General features: G+C 57.3%; 20 protein-coding genes. 8 read left to right on the top strand and 12 right to left on the bottom strand.

The window, feature by feature from the left end:
* Nucleotides 1–19 precede the first annotated feature (19 nt).
* The gene (locus OSO_RS51460) at nucleotides 20–361 is read right to left on the bottom strand and encodes a hypothetical protein (protein WP_162130589.1); all 342 of its coding nucleotides are present in this window, start codon (nucleotides 359–361) and stop codon (nucleotides 20–22) included.
* Between the two features lie 1,452 nt (nucleotides 362–1,813).
* On the opposite strand from OSO_RS51460, the gene OSO_RS46930 reads away from it, so the two are divergent.
* The 3 genes from OSO_RS46930 to OSO_RS0139605 all read left to right on the top strand — a co-directional run bounded on the left by OSO_RS46930 (nucleotide 1,814) and on the right by OSO_RS0139605 (nucleotide 4,690).
* The gene (locus tag OSO_RS46930) at nucleotides 1,814–2,878 is read left to right on the top strand and encodes a DUF1559 domain-containing protein (protein WP_010588241.1); all 1,065 of its coding nucleotides are present in this window, start codon (nucleotides 1,814–1,816) and stop codon (nucleotides 2,876–2,878) included.
* Between the two features lie 369 nt (nucleotides 2,879–3,247).
* Entirely contained in the window at nucleotides 3,248–3,727 is a 480-nt protein-coding gene (locus tag OSO_RS46935; protein ID WP_010588242.1) for a hypothetical protein, read from the top strand.
* A gap of 111 nt (nucleotides 3,728–3,838) precedes the next feature.
* Nucleotides 3,839–4,690 (top strand): maleylpyruvate isomerase N-terminal domain-containing protein, encoded by an 852-nt coding sequence (locus OSO_RS0139605; RefSeq protein WP_010588243.1) that lies wholly within the window; start codon nucleotides 3,839–3,841, stop codon nucleotides 4,688–4,690.
* A 205-nt stretch (nucleotides 4,691–4,895) separates the two neighbouring features.
* On the opposite strand, the gene OSO_RS0139610 is transcribed toward OSO_RS0139605, so the two are convergent.
* Nucleotides 4,896–5,084 (bottom strand): hypothetical protein, encoded by a 189-nt coding sequence (locus OSO_RS0139610; RefSeq protein ID WP_010588244.1) that lies wholly within the window; start codon nucleotides 5,082–5,084, stop codon nucleotides 4,896–4,898.
* A 281-nt stretch (nucleotides 5,085–5,365) separates the two neighbouring features.
* Here OSO_RS0139610 and OSO_RS51465 point away from each other — a divergent pair, with 281 nt between their 5' ends.
* Nucleotides 5,366–6,319 carry a S1/P1 nuclease gene (locus OSO_RS51465; RefSeq protein ID WP_010588245.1) on the top strand — a complete coding sequence of 318 codons (954 nt, stop codon included), beginning with the start codon at nucleotides 5,366–5,368 and terminating at the stop codon, nucleotides 6,317–6,319.
* A gap of 274 nt (nucleotides 6,320–6,593) precedes the next feature.
* On the opposite strand, the gene OSO_RS46940 is transcribed toward OSO_RS51465, so the two are convergent.
* The 6 genes from OSO_RS46940 to OSO_RS0139655 all read right to left on the bottom strand — a co-directional run bounded on the left by OSO_RS46940 (nucleotide 6,594) and on the right by OSO_RS0139655 (nucleotide 13,610).
* A complete protein-coding gene (locus OSO_RS46940; RefSeq protein ID WP_010588246.1) occupies nucleotides 6,594–7,034 on the bottom strand; it encodes a transthyretin-like family protein in 441 nt (146 codons plus the stop codon).
* 294 nt (nucleotides 7,035–7,328) lie between these two features.
* Nucleotides 7,329–8,387 (bottom strand): DUF1559 domain-containing protein, encoded by a 1,059-nt coding sequence (locus tag OSO_RS0139625; RefSeq protein WP_010588247.1) that lies wholly within the window; start codon nucleotides 8,385–8,387, stop codon nucleotides 7,329–7,331.
* Between the two features lie 341 nt (nucleotides 8,388–8,728).
* On the bottom strand, nucleotides 8,729–9,223 hold the full coding sequence (locus OSO_RS0139630; protein ID WP_010588248.1) for an NUDIX hydrolase: 495 nt from the start codon (nucleotides 9,221–9,223) through the stop codon (nucleotides 8,729–8,731).
* 368 nt (nucleotides 9,224–9,591) lie between these two features.
* Nucleotides 9,592–10,893, bottom strand: coding sequence for a DUF1501 domain-containing protein (locus OSO_RS0139645; RefSeq protein WP_010588249.1), 1,302 nt, complete (start codon nucleotides 10,891–10,893; stop codon nucleotides 9,592–9,594).
* Nucleotides 10,894–11,170: 277 nt separating this feature from the next.
* Nucleotides 11,171–12,190 carry an SIS domain-containing protein gene (locus tag OSO_RS0139650; RefSeq protein ID WP_157606207.1) on the bottom strand — a complete coding sequence of 340 codons (1,020 nt, stop codon included), beginning with the start codon at nucleotides 12,188–12,190 and terminating at the stop codon, nucleotides 11,171–11,173.
* A gap of 208 nt (nucleotides 12,191–12,398) precedes the next feature.
* The gene (locus OSO_RS0139655; protein ID WP_010588251.1) at nucleotides 12,399–13,610 is read right to left on the bottom strand and encodes a diphosphate--fructose-6-phosphate 1-phosphotransferase; all 1,212 of its coding nucleotides are present in this window, start codon (nucleotides 13,608–13,610) and stop codon (nucleotides 12,399–12,401) included.
* Between the two features lie 581 nt (nucleotides 13,611–14,191).
* Here OSO_RS0139655 and OSO_RS0139665 point away from each other — a divergent pair.
* A complete protein-coding gene (locus OSO_RS0139665; protein ID WP_010588253.1) occupies nucleotides 14,192–15,025 on the top strand; it encodes a hypothetical protein in 834 nt (277 codons plus the stop codon).
* A gap of 12 nt (nucleotides 15,026–15,037) precedes the next feature.
* Here OSO_RS0139665 and OSO_RS0139670 read toward each other — a convergent pair whose 3' ends face one another.
* Together OSO_RS0139670 and OSO_RS0139675 are read right to left on the bottom strand one after the other, a co-directional pair.
* Nucleotides 15,038–16,432 carry a hypothetical protein gene (locus OSO_RS0139670; protein WP_010588254.1) on the bottom strand — a complete coding sequence of 465 codons (1,395 nt, stop codon included), beginning with the start codon at nucleotides 16,430–16,432 and terminating at the stop codon, nucleotides 15,038–15,040.
* Nucleotides 16,433–16,641: 209 nt separating this feature from the next.
* Nucleotides 16,642–17,880: a DEAD/DEAH box helicase gene (locus tag OSO_RS0139675; protein ID WP_010588255.1), complete on the bottom strand. Its 1,239-nt coding sequence runs from the start codon at nucleotides 17,878–17,880 to the stop codon at nucleotides 16,642–16,644.
* A 487-nt stretch (nucleotides 17,881–18,367) separates the two neighbouring features.
* Between OSO_RS0139675 and OSO_RS0139685 the strand changes: the two genes are divergently transcribed.
* Entirely contained in the window at nucleotides 18,368–19,210 is an 843-nt protein-coding gene (locus OSO_RS0139685; protein ID WP_040594006.1) for a sugar phosphate isomerase/epimerase family protein, read from the top strand.
* 6 nt (nucleotides 19,211–19,216) lie between these two features.
* On the opposite strand, the gene OSO_RS52360 is transcribed toward OSO_RS0139685, so the two are convergent.
* Nucleotides 19,217–19,732, bottom strand: a complete 516-nt coding sequence (locus tag OSO_RS52360) for a peptide chain release factor-like protein (RefSeq protein WP_040594007.1) — start codon at nucleotides 19,730–19,732, stop codon at nucleotides 19,217–19,219.
* 188 nt (nucleotides 19,733–19,920) lie between these two features.
* On the opposite strand from OSO_RS52360, the gene OSO_RS0139695 reads away from it, so the two are divergent.
* A complete protein-coding gene (locus OSO_RS0139695; RefSeq protein ID WP_029247955.1) occupies nucleotides 19,921–21,192 on the top strand; it encodes a tagaturonate epimerase family protein in 1,272 nt (423 codons plus the stop codon).
* 296 nt (nucleotides 21,193–21,488) lie between these two features.
* Here OSO_RS0139695 and OSO_RS0139700 read toward each other — a convergent pair whose 3' ends face one another.
* Nucleotides 21,489–22,643: a hypothetical protein gene (locus tag OSO_RS0139700; protein ID WP_010588260.1), complete on the bottom strand. Its 1,155-nt coding sequence runs from the start codon at nucleotides 22,641–22,643 to the stop codon at nucleotides 21,489–21,491.
* Between the two features lie 287 nt (nucleotides 22,644–22,930).
* Here OSO_RS0139700 and OSO_RS0139710 point away from each other — a divergent pair, with 287 nt between their 5' ends.
* A complete protein-coding gene (locus OSO_RS0139710) occupies nucleotides 22,931–23,761 on the top strand; it encodes a sugar phosphate isomerase/epimerase family protein (protein WP_010588261.1) in 831 nt (276 codons plus the stop codon).
* Nucleotides 23,762–23,771 lie beyond the last annotated feature (10 nt).

Consider the following 23,771-nt stretch of genomic DNA (forward strand, 5'->3'; position numbering starts at 1 on the left):
GTGAGTTTGTGACATCCGTCTAGATGCGGAACAGGCAGGCCGACTTGTGCAACGAGGGTATCCCGGCGACGGTGCGACTTCTCTGCGGGGTGACACGCGTCCCACGAACCGCAAGGCATGAGGAAACGTGCCGCGATGCCAGCGCGACGTATGTGCCTGCGTGCGAGATTCGAGTGGCGGATTGGCTGCGTAGAACGAACGTGCCTTCATCGGATTGATCCAGCATCCGAATCGACGTGGCGGAATCGGGTTCGTGGACGTCGAGCGTGAGTTTCATGCCAGACGTCGCCAACAGCAGCAGAACGGCGATGACGCTCAAAACAGCGCGATACGCACGAATGAATCTGCTGATGGAAGACATGACTGGGCGACCTTCGTCGTTCGCAATGAAGCTGTTTGGACCTGTTGAAAGAATTGGGGCTGGCACCCTCGCTATTCAAGTTGCCACAACGCGTTTGGATCGACGCAGCGACCGTCTTCGCGATTTCAACAGGTGTTCGACGCACGGACGGTACTAAGGGGGCTATTGTCTGCCAAGACCAGTTTGAGAATCGCGTGAGACAGAAAATGCCCCATCAAGTGAGAAGAGAGGTCCATCGGCAAACCCCGCCGCAGCAGCGAACGTTGCGAAATTTGACGTCGTGCAGGCCGCCATATCAAAAGACACGTGCGGGCGGGAAAGGATGTCGAATTCCACGCGCTGATTGACGTTTCTCACGCAGCCCGATTCGGCTGTGTCATCGCGTGCAAAGACCAAGCACGCGATGCGTCAGAATTTGTGTCTCTTAAGGACGGACGGGTGATTGCATCACCGTTGAGATCACTTGATCAGCGCTCGCAAGTGTCTTCACACTCATTACATTCTGAGTGTGAATCATATCACGTTCGTAACACATCGAGCAGTCAGTCGAGCCTGTTGAAGTCAGGGGGACAGGCACTTTGGCGTTGACGATGTCATGGCATTTTTTAATCTGGCCGGAGCCAGTCCCCGTTGCTTCAACAGACTGCTCGGGTTCGCACGCAATTCAGTGTGTTGAGAGGCTCTCACAGGACTCGGTATGCTGCCCGACTATTGAAACAGGGTGGACATATCACCGCAAAGCGGGCGTGTTCATGGGTTCACTGTGGCGTGTGAGTTCGTGAGAGTTGAGTGGGTATGTCAATCTCGCAATGACGATAAATCCTTGCGGATTACCACAGCAATTATCACATAAATCTTTACTTCTCTATTGCATCCGAGTCAGGAGGATGTAAATATTGTTCAGGTGTTATTCATGTGTGTATCGCGTGAGCAATTTAGCATCCTGTTAATTCCAAGGTGTCATGCACCTGGTCACAAGCGGGCTTATCAGCCATGTTGAATTCATGGGGATTGGCTCCGTGGTACCGCAATATCACGATGATTATAGATCTGGTCGGACCAAGTCTCCGTTACTTCAAAAGGCCGATGAGGAGTTCCTGACCTTCGTAGCCGCTCCTTCCATGAGGCGCCGTCGGTCTAAATTCTATAGGGAATCCGCAGTGCGAGGCGGCGATCCGTTCAAATGGAAGCCGCAATTAGCGCGCTGAGATAGGATCATGTTCCGCTCGTAACGGCGTTCATGAGTTGTCGCAATCCAGGCGACCGGAACGCTGACGTAAATGTTTCTGGTCCACGATACTGAGAAAAAAAGCACCTTACGTTGGTAACGATACGTCCAACATCAATATCTGCCAGAAGCGATTCAACATGATTGCACTGGTGGCATGCAAAAACGTCTCAATTTCCCGCCTTCAATCCCTCCCTCCATCCTTGTCAAAGGAGCCTCTCTCTATGACGTCACCATCATCGGGTCGTCGATCTTCACAGCGTGGATTCACACTGATTGAACTGCTGGTCGTCATCGCGATCATCGCCGTGCTCATCGCTCTTTTGCTTCCAGCCGTGCAACAGGCCCGCGAGGCCGCTCGTCGCACGCAATGTCGCAACAATCTCAAGCAGTTGGCTTTGGCGCTGCACAACTACTATGACATCAGTCAGGTGTTTCCGCCGGGTCACATGTGGGCGAGCCAGTCTCTCGATCTGGCTTCGGCAACGTTCTACGGTGCGGGAACCGGTTTCTCGTGGGGTGCCTTCATCCTGCCTCAGATCGATGCGGCGAACGTTTATAATCAACTCGATTTTAACTCAAACTGCTGCATGCAGACTCCCACCACGCCCGGCGAAACGGCCAACACGGCGACTGTCAAGATGCCGCTGTCTTTCGTGCGATGTCCGTCCGATCTGGGGCCGAATGCCGCAGCAACGCTCGCACTTGATGGAATCGTCCAGATGGCCGTGACCAGTTACGCGGGCAATGGTGGCTCATTCGACAACAGCCACAACAATGATCTGGGCGCGCAGGGATCGAACGGGATCTTCATGCGAGCCCGTCATCCGTCGATTACGACCGCGACGAAGACCACCCGACGCATCGAAGATATCACCGACGGCACCACGAACACCGTCCTGTTGATGGAGACCGCCTGGGAGATTTCGAAAAGCGATGAAGGGGGCGGTGTCGGCATCGTGGGTCGCAAACGCTGGTATGGATCACAAACCGGCTCGAACCGGTTGATCAACGAAGCGGTCGCGGGTCTCAATCCGCCGAATACGGCGACTGCGGCCACGATTCGCCGGTCGGCGTCGAGTATGCACGAAGGAGGCGTGATGTTTGCCATGGCCGATGGCAGCGTTCGGTTTATCAGTGAGACGATCCAGCACACGGGACGTCTGTGGGCCGATCGCAATTCGCCGAACCCCAACGACCCGTTCGACAACGTTCGCGGGGGGCAGGCGTATGGCCTGTATCAACGGCTGTGGTCGATCGCCGATGGATTGCCGCTGGGTGACTTCTGACGGAGTGGGGGACGCCCAGACGCAAGTCGAGAGCCCTGCGCGTGGACTTTGGGGGACTGAATGTTTCTCGATTCTCATTCGCTCGTACCGCGTCTCCAAGCTCCCGCTTGGTAACGCCACTTGCATGCTCGATTTTTGCCGAGCCGCAAAGTGGCCTGGGAACCTTGTACCCATTTCTGAGATGTCGGAAGCGTTACCAAGCGGGAGCTTGGTAACGAGGATCGTAAGGACGAGCTTCGCAAGAACGAGGGCCTTCCCGTCACTTTCATCCGCTCGGTTGTTAACGCCGCCCGACTTGCCTGGGGCGGTTTTGTTCTGTGTCTCAACATGTTTCAAACAGCATTGTTTTTCTGCTCGGGAGAGCGGTTCATGGTTTCGAGAAACGAATTTTCATTGGTTTGCCATTCCGTACGCACTGGGTTGATGCTTGTCGTCGGCGGTTTCGGATTGGCCGCCATCGGCTGCGGTGCAAAGTCCACCAAGGAAGGGTTTGTTCCCGCCTTCGGAACGGTGAAGCTGGACGATAAGCCACTTCAAAACGCGGAGATTGTGTTCGAGACCGACAAGGGACGCAGTACCGGTCGGACAGACTGTTATGGAAAGTATCATGCTGAATACAGCCGTACGCTGCATGGGGTCGGCACGGGCACTGCCCGGGTGAAGATCAGCACCAAGGTGATTTTCCCGGACGAGAATCTGGCTGACTATCAGTTTGATCCGAAAACGGGCGAACATTCGAAGCCGGAGCTTGTCCCTCCGAAGTACAATACGAAAACCGAATTGAAGGTCGAAATCAAAGACGGTGGTGCGCCGTATGACTTCGCGCTCGATTCAAAAGATTCCAAATGAGGTGTGAAGGACGCTCGACGTTTCTTGCCTCAACGGCACGTCCCTGCTGAATCCCCGTCTCGTGATTCACACAAATCGCGCAGTTCTGGAGATTGCGGAGAAAGTTGAGTGATGACGACGATGACGCCGATTGACGTTGTTGGACTGTTTCCAGAGATCACACTCAGGTTGCTCGAGCTTTTGCGGTCGCTGACTTCTGAAGAGTGGCAGCTGCCGACGGTGAGTTCTCGCCGTACGGTCAAAGACATTGCGAGCCACTTGCTGGATGGAAGCCTGAGGCGACTGTCGATGCAGCGGGATGGCTATTATCCGGCAGACGGCAATAGCCAACCACGAGTTGGCGAGCTTCTGATGGAGTTTCTGAATCGGTTGAATGACGAGTGGGAAGTTGCGACCCGGCGACTTAGCCCGACGGTGTTGATCACACTGATCGAGTGGGCCGATGACGGCCTTGCGACGCTCTTTCGATCGCTCGATCCTGCAGGGCCTGCCATTTTTTCCGTCGCGTGGGCCGGTGAACAGAAATCGAAAAACTGGATGGATGTCGCTCGGGACTACACCGAGAAATGGCATCACACGCAGCAGATCTTCATCGCCACAAAACGCCCCAGCACCATCCTGACGCGGGAACTGGCATACCCGTGCCTCGACATTTTCATGCGTGCGCTGCCCTACACCTTTCGCGATGTTCAAGCGGATGTCGGCAGTCTGATCGAAGTTGTGGTGACCGACGACGCAGGCGGCCGCTGGTTTGTGGAGCGAACAGAATCCGGCTGGGAACAGATTGCGAAGACATCCCGCCGACCCACGTCCACCGTCACGATGAATCTCGACACGGCGTGGAGGCTGCTGACAAAGCGCCGCACACTCGAAGCTGTCCAGCAGCAGTTTCCCGACATTAACATCACCGGAGATACACCACTTGGGCGACATGCCCTGACGATGGTGTCGGTGATGGCGTAAGTCCGTGCCCGGCGATGCAGGGATCTTTCTCACAGCGTCTTGAGGGTGCCTTCTCAGCAGTCGTTTCGATTGACGATTCAGACAGTTGATGCCAAAGCCCCGTCACCCGTGCGCGATGCAATTGCATCCCATGGCGTACCACCCTTTCACGACAGTGACGTTTCCCCATGTCGCAAAGACGAGGATCAGCACGAAGGGAATGGCGTCAAGGAGATTGAGTGCAGTCCAATTTTCCTAGCATCCGCAGGCCTACCGCAACCGGGATCGTTGTAATGAGTGAGACCCCGATTGCGGGCAATATGCCGAAAGTAACCGCCACGAACAACAGTTCGAGCATACAAATCACAATGTAGCCGACGATGGCATACCCAAAATATTGCGCGTTCCGCTTCATCCGAGTTCACCTTCTGGAAAAGGAGAGGCGTGCCATTTTGACTATGTAAAACGTCCGCTTTCAATCGTTCTTCATCGCTTGTTCATTCGGCATACACATCGATGCTCAGAATCTCTTGAATCACGGGGACTCGCCCCGAAGGTGCCTGCCCCCGTGATTTCAACAGGTTGCGAATGCGTGCTCAACCCTTGTGGCGTCGGTCGCGAGCCGATTTGCTTGTGACCCTTTAACCGGGGCGGCTGCCGGATGAGGCGCATGGAGATTCTTCAGGGAGACCGAAAATGCGTTGGGTGATGATGATCGTGTGTGTCGTGTCGTTCACCTCTCCCTGTTCCGCCTGGTGGGAAAGTGGGCATCATCTGATTTCGCTCTTGGCGTACGAGCAGTTGTCCGATGAAGAACAAGAAACATTCCGGACAGTGCTTGCCGCACACCCGCGGTTTGCGGTCGATTTTGTGCTGCCCGCCAACGTGAATGGCGAATTTGAAGCGATGGAATGGCGAATCGGCCGGGCAGGGTACTGGCCGGATGTTGCACGTTCACAACCCGCCTTTGATCGACCGTCCTGGCACTATCAACTCGGCGCGACGCTGGTTGTCGGGACGGTTGAGAACGTGCCGCCCAATCCGGGACCCCTTCCCGAAGGGGCGACATTGGACTCGGCGAATCTGCATCTTGCACAAGCGGTTGCCTTATCGCGAAACGTCTTACACGACAAGACCCAACCGGCGGCGGATCGAGCCGTTGCTCTGTGTTGGTTGATTCACCTGGCGGGTGACGCACATCAGCCGTGTCACGCCGGTAGTCTTTATCGACCGGTCGTGTTTCCCAATGGCGACCGCGGGGCAAATTGGATTCCGACCAAACAAGTCGGCAACCTGCATGCTCTTTGGGATTCACTGCTCGGGCAGCAGTTCGATGCGGGCGATATTCGGCGGCGAGTTCGAGAGATTCAGATTGATCAGCCGTTGGTGGAAAGCGCTCAGATTGCGACGAATGATCCCGATGGATTGGATCCATTGCGATGGCTGAAAGAGAGTGCGGAATTTGGTCGCAGCCATGTCTATACGGAGGAAGTCCTGGCGGCAGTGGAAGCCGCGGTGACGCGCGAAGGTCATCGTCTGGAGATGATTGATCTTCCCGAACAGTACCTGAAGGCGGCGGGGCGTGTCGCACGGCAGCGCGCCGCGTTCGCGGGGTTTCGGTTGGCCGCGATGTTGAAGAAAGACCTGTGAGGCACACGTGGTGAAGGATTTTGAGACGAGCAAAGTTTTTGTCCTTCGTTCCCGCATCTTCCCTCGTTACCAAGCTCCCGCTTGGCAACGCCTCTTGCGATCTCGATTTCTGCCGCACAGGAACATGTCCTCGGATCGACGGACACATTTCTGATGTGTCGGAATCGTTGTCAAGCGGGAGCTTGGCAACGAGGGGAATTGGAAACCCACCGCGTTGTGACGCGAATCCGGACGGAGATCGCGCGTACAACTCGCTTCCTGCGGGGTGTACCGTTCAACTCTTAATGTCGATCGTAATCGGGTCGCTCTCGTCGCTGACGTTCACCGAAAGTCCGTCGGGGCGAGCGACATTGTAGCGCGGGGGAAGTCGTTGGCGGACTTGATTGATCTGGCCCTGGTCGGTGGGACGGACTTCTTCCAGATCGACGAGCACCACCTTGCACGTTCCGACGACCGCACCATTTCGGCCGTCGGAGGTCTTCAGAGTGAAGAAACCGCTTTCGTCGCTGACGCCCGAGGAGGTGGGAGAATTCGGGCCCGACGTCAAATCAGGATAGAATTGGACGAGGATATTCTCGGCGGGTTGACCGTTAATAGTCACGACTCCCGCTGCTGCCGCCAGCTTGAGTGGCTTCGCGCGCTGACATCCTACATCGGCGGTCAGCGTGATCAAGCCGCTCGCCAGTACGAAGGCCGTTTGAAATCGTGGAATCATTGGATCAGGTTCCTGGCGAATGGTGTGCGATGGGCGCTGCCTGGTGCTTCCTTCGTTTTCCTCATGCCCCTCGTTCCCTCGTGACCAAGCTTCCGCTTTCCCCTCGTTACCAAGCTCCCGCTTGGTAACGTCTCTTGCGGTCAGGTTCTCGATTGCGAAGGACGTGGCCCGGGCCCTATGTGCACACTTCCGATGTGGAGGAAGCGTTACCAAGCGGGAGCTTGGTCACGAGGGATCTAACGAGAGAAATCCGGGCTAGAACCGGACATCCTCAAGCTCGCGATGCTTCCCGGTTCAGTTCCCGCCGTCAATGACCTGGCCGTCTTGTGTCTGACACATGTAGCCCAGCACGATCTGCGACATGTTGCTGGAGAGAAATCGGACCGATCCGTCACAGAAGACCAGATTGGCGCCACCCGTGTGACCGCTGCCAAAGGCACTCAGTCGCATGTCCTGATAGGTATAGTAGGTCGCACAACTCGCTGGTGCGCCGGCGTCTCCGTAGGCCCATGGCAGCTTGTAGCCAATGGGTGCAAACGAGCCGCCGAAGATGTTGCTTGAGCCGTTTCCGCCGCTTGCAGGATACCAGCGGGACCAGGTGGCAATCGTGCTGCCGGAATTGCAGTTCGGTGGCGTGACGGTGAAGGTGTCGAAATTCTTGTCGACATGATGCATTTCACCGAACATCACAGTGTTACTCGTCCCGTCGGTGATGAACGGAATGGAGACACAGATCCCGTTGGGGGCCGTCGCCGCCTTCCCCGCGTTCGGTCCGACTTCCATGAACACGCCGTCGTTCAAGCAGCTTGTATAGAACACGGGTCTTGAACCGGCATTCGCGCGGTAGCTGGTGGCTCCATAATATTGAACGGCTGGTGCGCTGCCGGAGTTGTAACGATACGAGCCAGAACTGCTGTCGCCGAAATCAGAGGGGCAGAGAAACGCGGGAATGACAGCGCCCGATAACTGCCCCGCTTGAGTACCGATATTGGCACGTGGAATATTGGTATCGAACGAGTTGTAGAGATTGCCTTGTTCCATATAGGGCAGCAGAAAGTAAAGTGCCGGGTGTCCTTGATAACCGTTGTAGGACGCAGTGGCATTCCCAAGCAGTCGTGTCTGCGTATAGCCGGGCGGAAACGTTAACGCGACATCGTGATAGTTGTGTGCGGCCAGGCCGATTTGCTTGAGGTTATTCTTGCATTGCGTGCGTCGAGCGGCTTCTCGGGCCTGTTGTACGGCAGGTAAGAGCAGCGCGATCAGCACGGCGATGATCGCAATGACGACCAAGAGTTCAATCAGTGTGAATCCGCGAGGTTTTGGACGAACCGATGCTTGCAAAGAAACAGGCATGACGAAAAGGTCCTTTCGGTGAAGAGGCGCGGCGATCTCGCCGTGAAAAAGAGCGGCAACTCAGATTGTCATTCGCGCGAAGGGCCCAGATCAGCGGAGATCTTATTGCGACAGATCAAGACGCGATGAGCGGTTCCTTAAAACTCCATGAAGTCAGGAAACTTCTGATGGGCGTAGCGCGAGAGCGGAAATGAGAGAATCGCCGTTGCCCTTGTTTGCAAAGCGCCGGTGGGTGAGTTGCTCGCGCGATCTTTGCTGAGACGTTGCCAAAGTCGTCAGCGGCGGTCTGGCGTCCCGGACGCACGCAAGGGTGTCCAAGGGTATGAACGTCTCAGCAGATTTCAGTCGACCAGGATTTCGAGGGGAGGAATCACACGCGGTGGTCCTTCGACAATATAGCGCGAGACAATCTCGGCCAGCGACAGTGGCGTCAGTCGCTCGGTGGCTTGCCAGAGTGATGAAGCGGACCACCACCGCGATTCGACAACTGTGCTCATCGCGAGATCCGCAGCGGGCGTCGGTTCAAAACGAGCAACATGGATGACGAAATAGTCCTCGCGCTGACAGAATCGTTTGCCGTCCCAGCTGAATGTGTGCTGTCGACGCCAGACTGCGTGTCCCATCTCAAACTGCGTGAGCTGAAGTTCTTCCTGCAATTCACGACGCAGTGCCGCTTCGGCGGTTTCGCCCGGTTCGAGGCCGCCGCCGGGGGTGATCCAGAATGATTCGTTGAGTTCGGGAAGTTGAATGCGGAAGAGCAGGACGTCGTGGTCTGGTGTCAGCAGAATGGCGCGTGCGGAGTGACGATCGATGATCGGCACTGACGGGGATGGCATGCCGGAGTTCCAAAAGGGAATTCGGTGATCAGAGGGCACTGTTTTGAAACCCTGAGAGCGTACCGACTTGCTGACCGAATCGCCGAGCGTGGATGGTGACGACGGAAAATTTTCTGGTTCTCAAGCTCTGCTTGAGGGTGTCCGGGAATTCAAAGTGCAATTTCTCGGGCTTCTGCGAGAAACCTAAAATAACGAGTTATGTCGATATTCGATTTCGAGATGGATTTGACGAAAACCCTTATTTTGATTGTGTTTTCCAAGAATGAATTCCCGGACACCTTCAAGCGGGAGCTTGGTAACGAGGCGGCCAACGACCGAATCCATGAACGTGTTGCCTGCACGGTGATGATGTGGACCTTGCCGCGTGCTTACAGCAGTTCGGAGATCACTTGTCGGTTTTCGAGCAGGTATTGAGGGCGGCCGTTGGGGTCGTTCAGGACGACCGTGTTCGGGTCGATGCCCAGTTGCTGGTAGACGGTGTGGAAGACGTGCTGGAGATGGACGGGGCGTTCGATCGGTTCTTCACCGTTCTTGCTCGTGGCTCCGATCGCCTGTCCATGCCGGAGGCCTCCACCTGCCAGGAAGAAGAATGACGCGCGTGGCCAATGGTCGCGGCCCGCTGTCTTGTTGACACGCGGAGTTCGACCAAATTCGCCCGACATCATGATGATCGTGTTGTCGAGAGCTCCGTGTGCCTCGAGATCGTTGATCAGTGCCGACATTCCTTGATCCAGTGCCGGAACCAACCGGCGCATTTGCACGAAATTGTTGCCGTGTGTATCCCAGCCGCCCCACGAAAACGAGACACAACGCACACCCGCTTGAATCAGGCGGCTGGCTAGCAGGAATCGATCGTTACCCAGATTATTCTTGGCGGCAAATCGATCGACGACGCGCGGGTCTTCCTGGCGGATATCCAGGGCTTTGGCGAGTTGCCCCGATGTGACAATTCCGACCGCGCGTTCGGTGTAACTGTCGATCGCGGACAGCATGCCCGAATTGTCGACGCTTCGCTGCATCCGATCGAGTCCTTCCAGCAGGGCTCGGCGATCGTCGAGGCGTTCGAGCGACACGTTCTGGTTCAAGCTGAGGTTCTGGCGTCCTTGTGCATCCGGACGATATCCGGCATTGATCTGCCCGGTGAATCCGGAACGGGTCCATCCGGTGAGATCGACGAAGGTCGGCGCCGTGCCGTGTTCCGTCGTTTGTGATGGGCCCCACAGTCTAGACATGACAGAACCAATGCCCGGTCGTCCACCCAGATTTTTCAGGGACAGTTCGCTCCAACCGGAATCACTTTGGAACGGGGCATGTTCATTTCGCAAACCGGTGATCGACCGGACCACGGAGAACTGATTTCCAATTCGCGCGAGGCGTGGCATCAGTTCACAGATGTCGAGACCGGGAACGTTCGTGGCGATCGGCGAAAGCTCTCCACGGAATTCGCGGGGCGCCTTCGGCTTGAGGTCGAACAAGTCCAGATGTGTGGGGCCGCCAGGCAGATAGATATTGATGATCGACTTGCCGGTGGCGAGACTGCCCGAGGCATGTTCTGCTCGCAGCAAGCCGGGCAGGGTAAGACCACCGAAGGCCAGTCCGCCGATTCGCAGAAAATCGCGTCGCGCGAACCGATCACAGAACTGGTGCGCCGCTCCATGGAACGTGAGCATGATGTCTCTCCCGAGAACGAATGCTGCGACTGGCCCATGCGCGCAGTGTATCCATCGAGAAAGACAAATCAATATTTTCTCGCGCCAGCCGCACCCGTCTTAAACGGAATTCAGCTTGCGAGTCTTCGTTCTCTTCCTCCGTGTCTCTGCGCCTCTGTGTCTCAAATACCCCCACTGGATCCACTTGTACGTTTCGTGTACTTCGGGAACACACGGGTGGGTGTGGAGACACGGAGGCGCGGAGACACAGAGAAAGTCAGAAGCGAAGACTAAGAGATTAGCCGACGAATTCGTTGCCGACTTTGCGGGCGCGTTCGGGTTTGTCGATGTTGATATTCAGTTTCAGGCCTGCTTCGACCAGCAGGTTCCAACCGGCCGCAAGCTGGACGAAGACCGAGAGGTCGCCGGCGTCGGGAATTTGAATCGTGGGGAACAGTGTCTTGCGAGTGGAGATCGCAATGACGGTCAGGCCGACACCTTTCACGAGGACATCGTGGAACTTCTGTTCGGACTCTTCGAACGGATCGATCCAGACCACCACGTCGTCGGCCTGCATCGCTTCTTCGATTCCGTGGACGGCGTAGGTTCCTTCGAGATAGTCACCCCGTTTGCGGGCGATTTCGTTGGTTTTCAGTGTCAGTTCCTCGGCGACACCATCGTTTCGTCCCGCGAAGTAGATCGAGGTGGCCTTGGCCATCTTCTGGGAAATCTCGGCATCGATCGGCAGTGCGAGTGCCGCCAGGAATTGGTCGGCGAGCGTCGACAAGCGGCCGGCGAGCGTTTCCTGTCCGGCGATACTTTCGACCAGTGCACGGCAGTAGAGCGCCTGCTCGACGACGCTTTTCGTCGCCGCCACGGCCCCCTCTTTGCCGCAGGTCAGCACACGGCCGCTGGTGGACAGGGCCTCCAGCGGTGATTGAGGCATCGCCGTCAGGCTGTACAGCCAGGGGCTGTTGGCGGCTTTCAGGCCATTGAACAGCCGAATCACTTCGGCGGTGCGGCCCGAGTTCGACATGCCGAGCACGGCCCAGCCGTTCAGATCGTACTCTTGCGACTGACGTCCCGCTTCGGTGATCAGCGTGCAGGGCCAGCCCTTGCGGCGCGAATGGGCGATGGCACTCTTCGCGGGGAACATCCGGCTCGAGCCTTCGCCGGTCATCAGCAATTTTCCCGCCTTGGCGATCTGTGTCGCGGCGGCTTTGACCACCGTCGGATCAAATGTCCGAATGACATTCGCGGCGGTGACCATGTCGGTAATCAGGTTGAATTGCGAATAGGGAGGTTTGCCTTCGATCACGTCGACGTTCCTTTGCTGTCGCCAAATTGAATCATTGTCGAAACCAAGCTCAGGCGTGGGCATGAGGTCGATTTCGGTTCGAAAATGCGGTCCGTTCTGGACGGGAGGGTGTAAGGGAGCACGGGGACGATTTTGCCACGGTGCCGCAGTGATTACAGTGCCGCAGTGACCATGGTGTGACTGCGGCACCGTTCGTGAAATCCATCGGTTACGGCTTGGCGCGTTTGGCAGCCAGGCTGGCGTAGGTCGGCAGTGGCCCCATGAGCGGTGTGACATAATCGAGGAACGCCTTGGTCACGCCAAAACCATCTTTGGTAATAAAATGATTGGGCATTGGTCGCTCGTGGTTCGCGACTTCACTCAGTGAAATGGTACCAAACCCCATCTGGTACTTTTCGCTCGGTTTGTTCAATCGGTTCATCGTAACCATGACGCCACCGACACCGCTGGCGGCCAGCTTAACGGCCTGCTGCCCGCAGGCGAACGCTTCGTCGAAGTCGAGCTTCACGCCCCGATCGGCACCGCACATCGGCAGCGACTCGGTGACCTGGAATTCACCGCGCCAGCCGAATTCGTCCGCGATGATCCGATGCAGGACCATTGCCGCGCTGGTACCGCCCATCGCACCGAATTCGGTGTTGCCGAATTTGTCCTTGGTGGTCGAAACGCTGACGGGCGTGCCGTCGGCATTGGTGATTCCTTCGCCGCAGACGATGCTGACGAAGCCGTGGCTCTTGTGTGCTTTGGCGACCGCCGCCAGGAACGCCGCTCGGTCGAAAGGCCGTTCGGGCAGCAGCAAGACATGAGGAGCCGATTCGCCGCCGATTCGGGCACAGGCGGCGGCGGCAGGCAGCCATCCGGCGCTGCGACCGATCGACTGAAAGACCACGAACTGATCGACTTTCTGCATGTCGCGAGCGAGGATTCCGGCCTGCAGGACGCTGAGAGCGACATAGCGTGCGGCGCTGGGGTAGCCGGGCGTGTGGTCGGTACCGTGTAGATCGTTGTCGACCGTCTTTGGGACGCCGACACCGACCATTTCATGACCGTTCTCGTTGGCGTATTTGGTGACGCGATGGATCGTGTCCATCGTGTCGTTACCGCCAATCATGAAGTAATAGCGGATGTCGTACTTCTTAAGTTGTTTCAGCACGGCGGGAAAATGTTCGTCCTTCAGCTTGAGTCGGCTGGAACCGAGCGCGCTGCCGGGCGTCGAACGCAGACCTTTCAGGACATCTGGGGATTCGCTGCCCAGGTCGATCAGGAAATCGTTTAGAACGCCTTCGATGCCGTAGCGCATCCCGAAGACACGGTCGATTTTCTTGGACTTGAGCGCGCCGTCAACGACACCTGCAAGTGATGAGTTAATGACCGAAGTCGGGCCACCCGATTGACCGACCAACACGTTACCCTTCGCCATTTGCAATCTGCTTCCTCATGAGAAGGCTGCGTTCTGCAGCGCTACGTCGCTAATTCTGTTGCGCCACAGCCGGTTCTGGGCGCCTCTTTAACTCGTCTTGCCAGGGTCACTCGACTGTGGTCGGAAGACGTAAGTTGTAGATGGATCGACCGGAATCCAACAGAGGATTAGGTAGATTAGCGGAGCTTGCGCGAAGTTGGAAACGAAGCGGGTGATGGGGAATTCCGAACCGGTCTGGTGTCGACGGCAAAGGAACGTTCGAGTCTTTCAGAAATCTCCCGGCATGTCTGGGTGTCTCAGTCTGCCCCCACTCGATCCACTGGAACGTTTCGCGGACTTTTGGAGCATACGGGTGCGGACGACACCGAGGACGTTCGTGGTCGTGATGGATCGACGTGTGGCGTGGTTTCTTGGCGACAGGTGTTGTTTTCCGTCAACGCGACTGTATGTCGTCGTGTACGAAATGTTGCTGCGGATGCGCGATCGTAGCGATTGAGCGTTCGATTTCAGGGTTCAAACGGAATGGCATTCGGTTTGCCTCATCAGTCGGAGATCATCTCTTCCGCACCTACGAGGTCCTTATGGATTCTTCCCACCGTGGAGTCTCGGCCAGAACTGTTGCTGAACTGGCCCTGGTGATTTCGAAAGCCGCTCGAACTCATCTCAACCATTCCCACAAACCTTCCGCCGCGTCGTTGAAGCTTTTCTGGCAAAGCAGCCGCTCGCTTGAGAAACGCTGGGCGACGGCGCTCGACGAATGGACGGTTGCCGGATCACGCGACCTCGCGATCCTCGAGCAACTGGCGATGCGTCTGCTGACGTCCGAGATGGTCGTTCGCATCTGGGGAACGATCCTCGGCAGCATTGATCGAATTGGGCAGGACGACGACCTGATTCGAGTCGCTCAAAGCGCGGTCGGCTGTTTCACTCGTTCGCGAAACAGTCTGTTGACGTTGCTGGTCGCGGTGCCTGAGCGAGATCAGCAGCATGCACAACGAATCGATCGGTTGCGCCGTCGCTGTGAGCGTTGGACGGACCTGCTGTTGGGGCCGATCGCGGTGAAGAGCGGTTGTTTCGAGTTCGCCTTCAGTCCTGAGCGGGCGCTCGATTTTGGCGAAGAACTGCTGGCCAGTGATGTGGCGACGGGGCCGAATCCCGCCGAACATCTGGTGCTTGCCAGTATGCAGCTCACGTTTGGTCCTCATCTTTCGGCGGACGGCGACAATGATGATGTGGAACTGGTTTCGCTCATTCAGTCGGTGATCTCGCACCTTCCCACCGCTGCGTTTCAGCGCAATGGTTCGCTGCGAAGTCTACTCGAACAACGGTTGATCCTGGGGGCGAAGCGTTCCGAACGCCAGCCAGAACGGGACGTGGGGCCCGATTCCATCGTGCCGCTGTTTCCGCATTCTTGACCGAAGCGTTTCTTACGTGGCCCCTCGGCGGTAGCAGCCAAAGGCCAGGATGCTGCACAGCCCGAAGCCAACGTACAGTAGCGTCCAGTCCGATTGCCGTTCCGGTTCTTCGTCATCGGTGGCGGCGGGGCGAGATCGAATCAATTGCGGCGCGGCTTGATGGCGGACGGCCGTGACAGGTTCGACGACATCAAAGTCGGGTGGAGCGACGTCCGCGTCATCCGAATCGAACGTGGATTGTGATGCCGTCGACCTCAACCCCTCCGGGGCCCTGCGGCGGGATTCTGATTCCGTTGTCTCACCTTCGACCGGTTCGGGAAATGTGGATGAGGTTGGGGCGGCGATCATTGCATGTTCGTCGCGATGGCGGCGCGCGGATGTGGATACAGTCAGATCGTCCGGCTCTAATCCTTCCAACGAGACACTCCGATTCGCTTGAACCACCGCGTCGGGTGCCTCGGTATCCGCAGAACGACTGGCCTGGCGGTTTGACGAAGCGGATTTCGTTTTCGAGGGCGGTTGCGGCGAACTGGGTGGAATCACTTGTTTGGCGGCAGATCCCGCATCGGCCGATGATCCCCTTTTTTTCTGGCGGAACATCGTCGACCAATCTCGCCTGATCCTGGCGAGTCCCGTCGTGTCGGGCTCGGGGCGTGTCGCCTTTGAGTCGGCCGACAGGGCACCCGCAGGCGGTTCGTCTGAGAACTTGGGTTCGTCGAATTCCGAGGCGTCCGCCGTTTCCACTGGAGTGCTCTCAAACTGCGGGGTGAGTTTCAGGCGAATCGCTTCCAGCTGACCTTCAATCTGTCGGACCAGATCGATCGGTCGATCTTCGTCTGGTGCATACTCGATTTGAGCCGTGTCGCCGATCTGTTGCGCCTGCAGCGCCGTGTTGTGTGCCTGGTCCACCTGGCCAATTTCCAGCAACTTCTTGGCTCGTACCAGCAGTGCGTCGACGTGCAGGCGTTCGTTCAGGGTTGTCAGACTTCGTTGCGGCAATGATCCCGACTCGAAATCACTGTTGTTCAAGGCCGCATTCAGGCGATCCATCGACGAGACGGTGCGGACGGTCTGGTCCGCCGATTCGTCGTCTTCCACATCATCGCCATCGCGCTCGGTGTCTGAATCACTGTCCAACAGTGGAGCTTCTGGAGCGAGGGCGAGCGAATCCGTCGTGTTCGCAGGCAGTTTTCGTCGTTTTTCCGGCTGAGCCGTCCGAGCCGACGTCGGCTGCGAGTCGTCAACTGGATCTGGTTTCAGCGCGACGTTGGCCGCCATGGCTGGTTCGGCCAGCGGTTCCGGCTTTTCGGGCGTTCGAACGGCGACATGGGTGAGAGCATGACGGCGCGTCGATGTGCATCCCATGGGGTGACACAGCGCAAGCGCCAGTACGACAGTGAGCCACACCCTTCGCTGATGCGTCGCCGCGCAAGTCACACAAGATCGGAATAGACGCCGCAAGACAGTTTGCCCCGAGAGACTGACCGGGAATTGACCCTATCAGTTCTATCGGCCTTGCGGACTTTTCGGTTTACGCAAAGGGGGCTCAGGGAGCTGTGATCGGCAGGTTTTGCCGATGCGGACTCGTCTGCGGCGAATAGCGGGCGTGCGTTTGTTCAGTCGACCGACCAGAAATCGTCTTCGTCAACGACGTGATGTCGCGCGATCGGCGGAGGAAGTTCGCTGACATGCTTGATGGTGCGCTTCTTCTCGACGGGGTCGATGCCCGTCAGGGGGTAGGCGTTCAGCATCTGGTTGATCCGGATTTCGACATTGGTCAACTGCTGACCTTCATCCGGAGCGACGAACGTGATCGCAGCGCCTTGGCCTTCCGTCGACGAGAGTCGCCCCGTGCGTCCGATACGGTGCACGTAGTCGTCGCAATCCTCGGGGATGTCGTAGTTGATGATGTGCGAGATTCCGCTGACGTCGATTCCGCGGCCCATCACATCGGTCGCGATCAACAGGCGAATTTCCCCTTCGCGAAACTCACGCATGACGCGATCGCGGGCACTTTGGGCGAGGTCGCCGTGGATAAATGCCATCTTGGGAAGTCGACCGGCAAACCGTCGGTGAACTTCTTCTGCTCCGCGTTTGGTGCGTGTGAAGACGATTGCCTGTTGCGGCCGTTCTTGAACGAGCAACCGCACGAGTGCCCCGAACTTGCGGTGATGATCGACCGTCACGTAGTACTGGTCAATCGTGTCGTGCGAGACGCTGGCAATCGAGACATCGATCCGCTGGGGATCTTTCATGTAGCGGCGGGCCAGCCGTTCGACGGGTGACGGCAGTGTCGCGGAGAGTAGCAGCGTCTGACGCTCTTCCGGACATTGACGCAGGATCTTTTCGATGTCGGGTCGGAACCCGATGTCCAGCATCCGGTCAGCTTCATCGAGAACCACAATTTTCAGGTCGGGCATCTTCAGCAGCCGTCGACCCATCAGGTCGATGACGCGACCGGGTGTGCCGATGACGACTTGGGCTCCCTCTTCCAACTGCTTCATCTGTTGCCGAATGGGTCGGCCACCGACAAGGCACGCGGTCGTGACGGCGCTTTTGAACGCCAGTCGTTCGACTTCGTTGGAAACCTGCTGGCTGAGTTCGCGTGTTGGCGTCAGGACAAGGGCCTGGGTGCGCGGATCATCCAGATCGATGAGATCGAGAATAGGCAGCACAAATGCCGCCGTTTTTCCGGTACCAGTGCGTGCCTGGCCAATGCAATCGCGACCCGTCAGCGCGACGGGAACAAATGCTGATTGAATGGGGCTGGGCAGGGTGAAACCCGCTCGCTTGATCGAGACCAGCAGGTCCTGACTAAGTCCCAAATCTTCAAAACAGGGAGGAGCTTGCTCCATATCTGAGATCAACCGATCAATAACTTGGATAATCCATCCGCCTTCAACGCCAAATGCGTCGTGTGTTTACAACCGACCTGCAAAGCCGTCGGGGAACAGGTCACTCGATCTCAACAGCCACCAATGACCGAGGAGAGAACCGTTACGCGTGGCAAATTGCTTACATTTCAACATCCATAGCGTATGTCGCAAATCGACCCTGGTCAATCGTGCGGGCAGAATCAGACAATTTCTTGTCGAAACGACGAAGAAATCGAACCTTGATCGAGCTCGAACGCGGATCACCGATCACAGCCCAAAGGAAAGGGGCAGGCACATTTTCCCGGTTCAATTGGAATTCACAATGCATCGACTAGAGTAACTCTTCCCTTTAACGCGGGAAAATGAGCGATTCCCCGCGGCCTGTGAACGGTGACCGAATGCGGTGTGAGCCAGCGGACTCCGTTCGCATATTCACAAAGTCTGGTTCCGGTTTCGAATGCAAACGATGAGGTCGGCGATGCGGCTGGGTTACAATACCAACGGGACGACAGGACATCGCTGGGATCAGGCCATCGAACTGATGGCCGAGTGTGGATACCGGTCCGTCGCGATTACCGTTGACCACCACTGCCTCGATCCGTTTTCAGAAAAACTTGCGAACGAACTGGATCGAATGCGTCGCTTGCTCGACCGCTTTCAAATGACGTCCGTCATCGAAACGGGGGCTCGCTTTTTGCTTGATCCCTGCCACAAGCACGAACCGACGTTGGTCAGTCCCGCGGCCGATGCCCGGGCCGTTCGCGTCGATTTCCTCAGGCGCTGCATTCAGCTTGCGAAAGAGCTCAATTCGGACGCGGTGTCGTTCTGGGCTGGCATCCTGCGTGACGACGCCCCTGATCAGGTGGCGTATCAGCGTCTGGCCGATGGTTGCCAGGCGGTACTGGATACGGCGGTGGCGGCCGGGGTGCGCCTCGCCTTCGAACCGGAACCGGGGATGCTCGTTCAGACCTTTGACGATTACCGACGGCTGCTCGCGATGGTCGACGGACCCGGTTTCGGACTGGCCGTCGATATCGGGCACGTCCATTGTCTTGAGTCACAATCGATCTCGGCGGGGCTGAGCGAATGGCGGGATCGGCTGTATACATTGCACATCGAAGACATGCATCGCGGCGTTCATGACCATTTGCGTTTCGGAGAAGGGACGATCGATTTTCCGCCCGTGTTCCGCACTCTGAAAGAGATCGGCTACACCGGCAGTGTGAATGTCGAACTGAGTCGCCACAGTCACGTGGCCCCCGAAGTCATGCGTGAATCCTTCGAGTTCCTTTCGCCGCTCGTTTCCTGACGAACCTTAATCCAATTTCGGCAGACCCAGCTTGCGCCGTTCTTCGTTCAGCCAGAGGAACGCGCGAGGTTCCTTCTTGAGAAACTTGATGAGCTGTGATGAGGTGCAGCTCAGTTGTTCGGCGCTGCCGGGCAGATGGCATTGCCGCGCATGAACGACATCCATTGCTTCGGCCAGCATCGTCGGATAGTCCTCGTGCTCGGCATTCACCCCGATTTTGCCCTCGTGGCATCGTGAACGCCAAAGCGGTGTCGGTGCGGCGTCTGCCAGGTGAGCGGTACGAACGTCGACGGCCAGATTCAGTCGCAAGCGTTTCACGGCGTTCCGATGATTGTCGAATTGGCTTCGTCGCTCGGCTGCCTGTCCTTCGATTCCGGTCGGCAGGTGACGGATGACCACGGCGGATTCGGTCTTATTGCGATGCTGACCACCCGGTCCGCGTCGGCGTTCGTGGCGAATCTCACAATCGCGTAAGAGCAGTTCGACTGGCTGGGCGGCGGGGTGTGTGATTTGTTCAGTCATCGGTTCAGCTTGTCGGCGATTGGCCAATCGGTCAACAGAATGAAAGCGAGCAGACATAGCTCCGTGACCGCATCATACGATATAACGTCGCGAACCGTTCCATTCGGTCGCGGACTTCGCGCACGGTGATTGGGATTGAACGGGTTTGGCGTCGGATCTCTCAAGCTTCCCCGTGAATTGGCCGGACGATGACACAACCTTGTACAACATTAGGAATGACACCCAGTTTTGGGTTTGGCGATCGAATCGGCCTGGCGACTCCAGGACATGTGGCGGCGATGAAAGAAGCCGGTGCAGGGATTGCGGGGATTTTCCCACAGCAGTCAATTCGTGAAATGACACGGACCTCGCGGACGCCGGCTCAGGTGATGGGCGATGCGATGCAGGCGGTTGAGGCCTGTGGTTGGGACGGCCCGGTGGGCGCCGATGCCGACCATTTGAAAACCCCCGCCGACGTCGATGCCACGTCGGCCGTCGGGTTCACGTTCTTCACCATCGATCCGTCGGGATACGTCGATCAGAAGGCCGATGATTACAGCGAGAATCTGGTCCGCGAAAAGTTCTCGGCTTTGACGACGGAAGTCTCGTGGATTGATGGGTACAAAGGTCGCAACGTCACGCTGTCGACGGGAACCACATTCGAATTGACTGACGAGGCCTGTCTGCGTGCGGGCGTGAAGTACGGACGAGCCATCAATCAGGCGGTGGCATTGGCCGACTACATCCGCACGGTTCAGACCGCAGCGAATCGCGACTACGAAATTGAATTGAGCGTCGACGAAACCGATCAGCCGACGACGCTGGCCGAGCACTACATCATCGCGGATCAGTGTCTGTCGCGTGGGATGAAGCTGGTCAGCCTGGCGCCGCGATTCATCGGGCATTTTGAAAAAGGCGTTGATTTCAAAGGCGATCTGGCTGCGCTCGATCGATCACTGGCTGATCACGCCGCGATTGCCAAGTCGCTGGGGCCTTATAAGCTGAGCCTTCATTCCGGGTCGGACAAGCTGTCGATGTACGCCTCTTTGGCGAAGGCCACGGGTGGATGCTTTCATGTCAAAACTGCCGGCACCAGTTATCTGGAAGCACTGCGAGTCGTCGCGAAGCACGACGCCCCTCTCTTTCGTCGTTTGATCGACTTCGCGCGCGACCGCTACAACATCGATCGCGCGACGTATCACGTCTCGGCCACCTTGCATTCGGCCCCGACGACGGCAGAGTGTCCGGTGATCAGCGAACTCGAAAAGCACTACCTTGAGTGCTGGAAGGGTGTTCCCGAAGGTCGCGGATTCACGAAACCCGGACGCCAGATCCTGCACTGCACGTTCGGTTCAACACTAACTGATCCGACGCTTGGAGCGGCAGTGAAAAGTCTGCTTGCCGCACACACGGAAAGTTATACCGCCGTCCTTCGCGAGCACTTCGTGCGGCACCTGCGAAGTTTGAAGGCCGGAATGTAAAGTCTGGTTCGTTCAGGGTGTTGACGTTTCCCTCGTAACCAAGCTCCCGCTGGGTAACGCGTCCGCCACCTCAGAAATGTGGACGACGGTTCCTGGCCACTTTCCGGCTCGACGGCCGACAAGATCACAAGAGGCGTTACCCTGCAGGAGCTTGGTAACGAGGCGGCGAAACGAGGGAACGCGCCCCAACTGACCGGCTTGATTGAAACAAAGGGGGCTGGCTCCACCAGGTGCCTGTCCCCTTTGTTTCAATCATGGGATTCACTGCGCGACGTTGTGGACGACCAGTACCCTCATTACTTCGTGGACGAGGTCGTCGTCGTGGCCGGCGGGACGGCGATGCCCGAGTGATCACAGGCACGCATTTGGAACGTCCAAGCTTGAGCCCATTCTTCCGTCTGCTCGTTCTGGCAGATCTTCAGCAGGATTACGTTTGGTCCTGGTTTCAGGCGTGCTGTCACCTTGTACTGATCGAGAAACGTGCCGCGGTGATACTCGTCACGGGCGAAGATCAGTTCGCCATTGACCCACAACTTCCAGGCGTTCGGCGTCCCTAGACGAAGTTCGATCTCGCGGGCCTTGTCGGCGACGAAGGTGGTTGTCGCGTACGTGACAGCACCTTTATGAGGAGCCGTCTTTTTCGCGATGTCGAACGTGCCGTACTCGTCGTCCGTCGCAAATGGCTGCCATTCGACGTCACCTGATTTTCCGGGGTACTTGGCTTTGAGATCGCGTTCTTTTTCGGGCGGATAGACGGTGTCAAATCCCTTCAGGCCGACATTGTCAAAGGGGCCGATCAGGTGCCATTCGGTCAAAAAACCGAAATGCTTTTGCAAGTCGATCGTTTCGCCCAGTTCTCGTAATGGTTTGACGATCGCTTTCACTTGATCGTCGTCGCTCGCACCGCTCAGCGCTTCCTTCAGGAGTGCGATTTCCGCAGGTTTCTCATTTGCTTCATGCGCTTTCGTGGCCTGAGCGATCAGGCGGTCGATGGCATCTCGGCGGAATTCGGGGCAGGCGTCGTGCAGCATGCCGGGGATCAATCGATCGGAAGCCGACGCGTCGACTTTGACGAGCCATTCGTAGGCCAACCGCCGTGCGTCGGGAGCCTGCGCCGTGTCTTTGACGAGTTCTTCCAGTGCGGCGGCGGGCAGCTTTCCCGTCTTTTTCAGTTCGTGATCGGCGATTGTGTCGATTACGCCTCGCAGCCAGTTCACGGCCAGCGGGTTCGCGCCCTGGAAACTCTTGAGCAAGGTCGGAAGGGTCGTGGCGGGGGCTTGCGATAGCTCTTTGGCGGCCCGAATGGCGTCGGCGTGATTCTTGCCATCTTTGTCGACCGACTTGATCGCTCGAATATTGTCTTCGGTCGACGCAGATTGGGCCAAATTCGGAATTGCCAGCAGACCGACACCCATCAGGGCACCGCAAAGCATCTTGGCGAAACGTCGCATCAACAAGTCTCCTTCAGGTCAACCACGTCGTGAAATCAACCTGCGCTGCGGCCTCGGAATGGAAATGAGGGCATTCGAACGGCTCGCTTCCTTTCGCGACTTTGAAACGGAATGGCCGCGTCGAATTTTAGCACGGGACTGACAGAAATGACCATTCAACGCGAAAACGTTACGATGATCTCTCCTGTTTTGAATTGGCTGCAGTTGTGAGCGGTGGGTCAATCGCCCGGTGTACCGCAGTGGCCTTCCTTAACGGTGTTCATCGCCATTTGTTCCCGAGGTCGTTTATGAAGTTCGCGATTTGCCACGAATTGTTTGAGAACTGGGATTGGAAGCGGCAATGTGAATTCATTGCCGAGCTGGGATATACGGGAATCGAGCTGGCTCCGTTTACGCAGGCCCCGCGTATCACCGATGTCTCTGGCGAGCGACGTCGGGAACTGCGGGCTCAGGCGGAAGATTACGGACTACAGATTTGCGGTCTGCACTGGCTGCTGGCAAAGACCGAAGGCCTGCATCTCACCACGAACGATAAGGCCACGCGGGATGCGACGGCGAAATATCTGATCGCTCTGGGGCAGGCCTGTGCGGATTTTGGAGGCACCTTCATGGTGTTCGGATCACCCGCGCAGCGGAACCTGCAGCCTGGCGTCACGCGTGAACAGGCGTATGAGAACGCTGCGGAAGTGTTCCGAACCGCACTGCCGGCCTTCGCGGATCGTGGCGTCAAAATCGCCATGGAACCGCTGACGCCATTGGAAACAAATTTCGTCAATACCTGCGGCGAAGCGGTCGAATTGATCGAACGCGTCGGGCACCCGAACTTTGTGCTGCATCAAGATGTCAAAGCGATGCTCAGTGAACCGACGCCGATTCCAGAACTAATCAAGAAGTACGCGCCGATCACCGGCCATTTTCACGTGAACGACGACAATCTGCTCGGGCCTGGAATGGGCCGCACCGATTATCATCCGATCGTAAAGGCCCTGCTGGAAACCAACTATTCCGGCTGGGTCAGCGTGGAAGTGTTCGACTACAAGCCGGGTGCGGAATTGATCGCACGGGAAAGTATCAACTACATGCGTCGTATTCTGGACGAAGTCAGCCGAGGCGAGTGACAAAGAGGAC

Origin of the sequence: Schlesneria paludicola DSM 18645 (genome assembly GCF_000255655.1) — a bacterium.
GTDB lineage: Bacteria > Planctomycetota > Planctomycetia > Planctomycetales > Planctomycetaceae > Schlesneria > Schlesneria paludicola.